The 6,493-nt window shown below is 74.2% G+C and carries 5 protein-coding genes; all 5 read right to left on the reverse strand.

What is annotated here, in order from left to right:
- Positions 1–219: 219 nt before the first annotated feature.
- A complete protein-coding gene (locus tag GCU69_RS17645; protein ID WP_098753444.1) occupies positions 220–1,014 on the reverse strand; it encodes a slipin family protein in 795 nt (264 codons plus the stop codon).
- The gene (locus GCU69_RS17650) at positions 1,011–2,579 is read right to left on the reverse strand and encodes an NfeD family protein (protein WP_156206583.1); all 1,569 of its coding nucleotides are present in this window, start codon (positions 2,577–2,579) and stop codon (positions 1,011–1,013) included. The genes GCU69_RS17645 and GCU69_RS17650 overlap by 4 nt, the downstream gene beginning before the upstream one ends.
- A 430-nt stretch (positions 2,580–3,009) precedes the next feature.
- Positions 3,010–3,402, reverse strand: coding sequence for a YccF domain-containing protein (locus tag GCU69_RS17655; protein ID WP_098753442.1), 393 nt, complete (start codon positions 3,400–3,402; stop codon positions 3,010–3,012).
- Between the two features lie 282 nt (positions 3,403–3,684).
- A complete protein-coding gene (locus GCU69_RS17660) occupies positions 3,685–4,953 on the reverse strand; it encodes an SGNH/GDSL hydrolase family protein (RefSeq protein WP_156206584.1) in 1,269 nt (422 codons plus the stop codon).
- Between the two features lie 173 nt (positions 4,954–5,126).
- Positions 5,127–5,993 carry a zinc metalloprotease HtpX gene (gene htpX / locus GCU69_RS17665; RefSeq protein ID WP_156206585.1) on the reverse strand — a complete coding sequence of 289 codons (867 nt, stop codon included), beginning with the start codon at positions 5,991–5,993 and terminating at the stop codon, positions 5,127–5,129.
- Between the last annotated feature and the right edge of the window lie 500 nt (positions 5,994–6,493).

Consider the following 6,493-nt stretch of genomic DNA (forward strand, 5'->3'; position numbering starts at 1 on the left):
CCCCTCCGGGCCGGGCCCGCCGCACGCGCCCCCGTTCCGTCTCCCGAGGGGAACGGGGCGGCCTGCGGCAGGCCCGGCCCGGCCGTCTTCGGCGCGAGCGGCTCGGACAGGCCGGCGGTTCCGCGGTCCCCGGCGAACACCCGCCGGGCTCCGGCACCGAAGACCGGCGCGGGACCGGCCGGCGGAGACCCGGCCGGTGGCGGGCCTGCCCGTTCTGCGTCACGTCTGTTCGGCGCCCGCACCGTGCCGGCCGTCCACCGCCGTCCGCAGCGTGTCGACGAGCCGCAGGATCTCCATCGGGAGCGGGAAGATCAGCGTCGAGCTGCGTTCGTCGGTGACCTCGGCCATCGTGGACAGGATGCGCAACTGCATGGCCGCGGGGTGCGCTTCGAGCCGCCCCGCGGCGTCGGCCAGGGTCTCGGCGGCCTCGTACTCGCCCTTGGCGTGGATCACCTTGGCCCGCCGGTCCCGCTCGGCCTCCGCCTGGCGGGCCATCGCGCGGCGCATGGGCTGCGGCAGCTCGACGTCCTTCACCTCGACCAGGGTCACCTTCACGCCCCAGGGGTTGGTCACGTCGTCGATGATCTGCTGGAGCCGCTGGTTGATCTCGTCCCGGTTGATCAGCAGCTCGTCCAGATCCACCTGGCCGAGGATGCTGCGCAGAGTCGTCTGCGCGATCTCCGAGGTGCCCTTGATGTGGTTCTCGATGGCCACGACGGAGCGGTTGGGGTCCACGACGTTGAAGTACGTCACGGCGTTGACCCGTACGGTGACGTTGTCGCGGGTGATGATGTCCTGCGGCGGGATGTCCATGGTCACCGTGCGCAGGGAGACCTTGATCATCCGGTCGACCAGGGGAATGATCACGAACAGTCCCGGGCCCTTGGCCCCGATGAGGCGTCCGAGCCGGAAGATCACCCCGCGTTCGTATTCGGGCACGATCTTGATCGCCGCCATCGCCAGCAGGAGCAGGACGACCACGGCGGCGAGGATGCCGACCGCTGCTGAACTCATGAGGGGGGTTCCTTTTCTGTGGGGGGCGGGGGCCGGCCGTCGCCGGGACCGGCGCTGTCGACGACGAGGACGAGTCCGTCGCGGTCCACGACCCGGACGCGCTGTCCGGGGGTCACCGGGGCGCCGCGGCCCCGGACCGTCCACCACGCGCCGTCGAGCAGCACCCGGCCGCTGCCGTCCGCCCCGGCGCTGTGGACCACGGCCTCGCGGCCGATCAGAGTCTCCCCGCCGGCCGCGACGGGGGCACCGCGGGCGCGCCAGGCGAACCGGCCCGCGATCAGCGAACCGGCCCCGACCACCAGCGCGGTGGGCCACATCACCGCCGGGTCCACGCCCTGTTCGCCGCGGAAGAGGAAGATCCCCGCGAGCACCAGTGACACGGTGCCGCCCGCCGCGAACACCCCGGCCCCGGGCGTCAGTACCTCACCGGCGAACAGGGCGGCGGCGAGCCCGACCAGGAGGAGCCCGGCGGCGTTGAACGGCAGGACGCTCAGCGCGACGAAGCCGAGGACCAGCAGGACGACCCCGAGGATTCCGCCGAACCCCATGCCGGGGGCGGCGATCTCGTAGATGACGGCCAGGGTGCCGACGGACAGGAAGAGGTACGCGAGTTCCGGGTTGGCCAGCAGCTCGCGCAACCGGCCGAGGAAGCCGAGGTCGTGCTCCACGACGCGCGCCCCGGCCGTGTTCAGTACGACCCGCCGGCTCCGGTCTCCCTCCCCGACGGTGACGCGGCGGCCGTCGGCCTCCGCCAGCACGGCGTCCCGGGAGGGTGCCAGGAGGTCGGCGACGTCGTCGCGCAGTGCCTCACGGGCGGTGACGGAGGTGCCCTCGCGCACCATGTCCTCGGCGAACCGGGTGCTCCGGCCCCGCCGTTCGGCGATCGAGACCGCGAACGCGGCGGAGTCGTTGACGATCTTGTCGCTCGCCGTCTCGCCCTGCCCGGTGACCGGTGTGCCCGCGCCGATGTGCGTGCCCGGTGCCAGTGCCGCGATGTGCGCGGCCATGGTGATGTACGCGCCGGCCGAGGCCGCTCGCGCGCCGGAGGGGGCGACGTACACCACGACCGGCACCCGGGCGGCCAGGAAGCTCTGCACGATCTCCCGGGTCGGCGCGAGTCCTCCGCCCGGGGTGTCGATCTCCACGAGCAGGGCGGCGTGGCCCTCCTGCTCCGCCCGGCGCAGCCCTTCCGCGAGATGGTCCTCGGCCACCGGCGTGATGCTGCCGTCGACGCGCGTCGCGAGCACGGTCGGCTGCTGCCCGTTGCTCGCCGTGGCCTTGGGCGTGGCATGGGCCGTGGTCGTGGCCCCGGTCCTGGGCGTGGCATCGGCCTCTGTCGTGGCACTGGCCCTGGTCGTGGCAGTGGCCTTGACAGTGGCAGCGGCACTGGCACTGGCCGCGGCACTGGCCGTGAGCAGGAGACCGGCCAGGGCTCCCAGGAGCGCCGGAGCGAGCGCCCGGGCGAGCCGCCGGCGGCCCGGGTGGTGTCCGCGCACCGCGGGGCCGTGCCTGCGATCGGCCCGGCAGCCGCCGGAAACGGGCGGGGCCGCTCGTCGACGTGGCATGCGGCCTCCAGGCGGGTCGTCAGGACGCCGTCGAAGCATCCCGGACTCGCCCTCGGCGTCGCGATCGATGCAACCACCGGGCGGCGGGGACCGCATCCGCGGCCGGGGCCGCTGTCGGCCATCCGGCGGGCGGGCCGCCGCCGGGGTCCGCTCGGATGCTGCCTCTGCGCGCCTGCCTCCGCGCTGCCCCCGTGCTGCCGTATCAGTCCGTGCCGCCCGGTCCTGCTCATCCGCTCACGGGGCGGGCCGGTGGAGCCTCATGTGGCACCACCCGCATGCCGGCACCGCCCCGCATGTCGGCACCGTCCGCAGGGGGCACCATCCGTGGAACCCCGTTGCCCCGCGTCGGCCCACCCGCAGGACCGCCGACCGCCGGACCGCCGTCCGCCGGACCGCCGCCTGCCGGACCCCCGCCCGTCGGGCCGTCCGCTCAGCGAGTGGCGAACGGGGCGTTCGTCGGGACGATCTCGCGGCCCAGCGGCATCAGGGAGATCGGGATCATTTTGAAGTTCGCGATGCCGAACGGGATGCCGATGATCGTCACGCACAGCGCGATACCGGTCAGGACGTGCCCGAGCGCCAGCCACCAGCCCGCGAAGATGATCCAGACGACGTTGCCGATCGCGGAGCCCGCGCCCGAGTCGCGGCGTTCGACGGTGGTCTTGCCGAACGGCCAGAGGGCGTATCCGGCTATCCGGAACGACGCGATGCCGAAGGGGATGGTGATGATCAGGACACAGCAGATGATGCCGGCCACGACATAGCCGAGGGCCAGCCAGAAGCCGGAGAGCACGAGCCAGATCAGGTTCAGGATTGTCTTCACGGCACCAGCCTGTCAGTCGTTCGGTCGGTGTGCACGGGGCGCCGGGGCGGGATCGTCCCGGGCAGGGCGCGGTGCGGGGCGAGCCGGTGCACGGGAGGGCGCCCGCACGCGCCTCGGGCGCCCTCCCGGGACCGTCCTCCCGGGACCGGATCCGTCCCCCGGGACCGTCCCCCCGGGACCGTCTTCCCAGGACCCTCGGCCCCGTAGCCACCGGTTCAGAGCCGCCGGCCCCGGCGCCCTCGGCCCCCGAGCTGTCGGTTCCGGATCCCTCGGTTCCGGCCGTCAGTCCTCGTCCTCCGTCCGCCCCGGTCCCGTACGCCTGCGGACGACCAGCACGGTGACGCCTCCCAGCACGATCGCCGCCACCGCGAGGCCGGCGATCAACGGGGTGCTGTCCGGCGCGCCGGTGTCCGCGAGTTCGCCGCCCGCTCCCGGGGACAGCGGCTCGCCGGGGACCGGCTTCCGGCTCTCCGAGTCCGCGTCCGGGGTGTTGCCGCTCGGCGACGGGTCGGGGGCCGGCGACGGCGACGGGCACTCCTCCTGCGGCGGCACCTCCGGCAGTACGGCGGTGAAGGCGTCCGCGATGACCCGGTGACCCTCCGGGTTCGCGTGGATGTCCTGCTCGGAGCACATCCAGGTGAGCCGGCAGATCTCGCCGACGTTGACGGGGACCTCGCCGGCCGACGGCAGCTCGACGGTGTTCTCGAAGTCGCCGGAGGAGTAGGCCCCGGCGACGTCCGCCACCTCGAACCCGGCCGCCTCGAAGGTGCCGGAGATGGTCCCGTTGACCCCCGCGACCAGCGGTGCCGAGTCCCGGGCGGTCCGCTGCCCCTCCTCGCCCAGCAGCCAGGCCGCGAGATACGGGTTGTAGTACGTCATGCCCGCGTACCGCACCTGCTCGGTGCCCGCCCGGGTCAGCGCCCGGGTGGCCTCGGCGAGGTTCTTCGCGATGGTCTCGTTGGCGGCGGCCAGGCACTCCTGGCCGATCGCGCCGGTACCGGTCACACAGCCGCCGGTGTCGTTGGCGCCGATGTCGAGGGTGACGTACGCGACCTTGCCGCGGTGCTCGGTCAGCGCCCGCACGGCCGCGTCGAGTTGGGAACCGCCGCCCGGGTACTCGCAGATCCCGCCGTCCCGCAGGGTCTCGGTGGTCTCCCCGGCACAGCCGAGGCGGATGTGTTCCAGGCCCGGTTCGCGCTTCTGGAGGGCCTCGTGGAGCCGGTCGGTGTACGAGACGTCCGTGTCACCCGCACCGGGCTGGTAGCCGGAGGCGAGGGAGTCGCCGAGGGAGATGTAGTACGTCGTCTCCTGCCCGGCCGTCCGCGTGGTCTGCCGGGTGTCCTCGCCGCCGTCCGCGCAGTCGGCCGCCGCCGCGTTCGCGCCGGACGCGCTCAGCAGGACCGCCGCGATGGCCGCGGCGCACAGCCGGGCGCCCCCGAGCCCGCGGGTCCGGCCGGGCGCCGGTGACCGGGAGGGCCCCGGGGCCCGGCCGGGGCCGGAGGGGCGGGCATCGCGCGAGGGTCGTAAGTCGTCGTTCCGGAAACGTTTCATCAGAGGAGCACTCTCCGTCCGCCGGACAAGGGGGCCGCCCCGGAAACAGGCGCCTGTGGAGAAGACCGGCCCCGGCGCCGGATAGTTGCTTCCCCCCGGGGCCGGACGGGCGGCCGCGGGCCGGAGGCCGGGACGCACGGCCCGTCCCCGGCCCGTCCCCGGCCCGTCCCCGGCTACTGCCGGCGTCCGCCCGCCATCTGCTCCAGCCGCGCGATGCGCTCGGCCATCGGCGGGTGCGTGGAGAACAGCTTCGACATGCCGGAGCCCGCCCGGAACGGATTGGCGATCATCATGTGGCTGGCCGTCTCGATGCGCGGCTCCGGCGGCAGCGGCAGCTGCTTCGTACCGGCCTCCAGCTTGCGCAGGGCGCTCGCCAGCGCCAGCGGATCGCCGGTCAGCCCGGCCCCGGAGGCGTCCGCCTCGTACTCCCGGGAACGGCTGACGGCGAGCTGGATCACGGAGGCCGCGAGCGGACCCAACAGCATGATCAACAGCATGCCGACCAGGCCCGGGCCCTCGTCGTCGTCGGTGCGGCCGATCGGGATCAGCCAGGCGAAGTTGACCAGGAAGAGCACCACCGAGGCGAGGGCACCGGCGATCGACGAGATCAGGATGTCGCGGTTGTAGACATGGCTGAGCTCGTGGCCGAGTACGCCGCGCAGCTCCCGCTCGTCGAGGATGCGCAGGATGCCGTCGGTGCAGCACACGGCGGCGTTGCGCGGGTTGCGGCCGGTCGCGAAGGCGTTCGGCGCCATGGTCGGCGAGATGTAGAGCCGGGGCATGGGCTGGCGGGCGGCGGTGGAGAGCTCGCGGACGATGCGGTAGAGCTGCGGTGCCTCGAACTCGCTGACGGGACGGGCCCGCATGGCGCGCAGGGCGAGCTTGTCGCTGTTCCAGTAGGCGTACGCGTTCGTGCCGAGCGCCACGAGGAGCGCGACGACCAGGCCCGTGCGGCCGAAAAAGCTGCCGATCAGGATGATGAGTGCGGACAGTCCCCCGAGGAGTACGGCGGTCTTCAGCCCGTTGTGCCGGCGGTGCACGGTACGCCCTCCTGGTGTTGCGGCGGGGAACCACCTGCTGGTGTTCCACCTTCCAGTGGACCTTCCACACCTGGTCAACGCCAGGCGGGAGCCGTGGGTTCCCCGTGCCCGCCGGAGGGGCGCGGGGCACAGGGCACCCCCGCGCGCCGGAACCGGGACGCCGCTCGGGCCTCCCGGGGCCGTCCCGTGCCGCTCGGGCCGCCGCGCACCACCCCCGCACCGCCCCCGCACCGCCACCGCACCGCCCGCGCATCCGCACAGCGCCCGCACGGAGCCCGGACAGCTCGCGCCCCCGGCCGCCCCGGCCCGCCCGGGTCACTCGGACCGCCGGGCCGCCCGGGCCGCCGCCCGGTCGCGGGGGACGGGTGCGTCAGAGCAGCGCGGCCGAGGCGAAGCGCAGGACGAGCTGCGGGGCGCCGGAGAGCACGATGCCCAGGACCGCGGCGAGGGCGACGGCCGCGGTCAGGGTGACGGGGACGGCGGCCCGTGCGGGCGCGGGC

The organism is Streptomyces lycii, assembly GCF_009735685.1.
Taxonomy (GTDB): Bacteria; Actinomycetota; Actinomycetes; order Streptomycetales; family Streptomycetaceae; genus Streptomyces; species Streptomyces lycii.

Excerpts from the sequence above, each read along its gene's own strand:
- GCU69_RS17645 (WP_098753444.1), bottom strand. The coding sequence starts at position 1,014 with ATGAGTTCAGCAGCGGTCGGCATCCTCGCCGCCGTGGTCGTCCTGCTC.
- GCU69_RS17650 (WP_156206583.1), bottom strand. The coding sequence starts at position 2,579 with ATGCCACGTCGACGAGCGGCCCCGCCCGTTTCCGGCGGCTGCCGGGCC.
- GCU69_RS17660 (WP_156206584.1), bottom strand. The coding sequence starts at position 4,953 with ATGAAACGTTTCCGGAACGACGACTTACGACCCTCGCGCGATGCCCGC.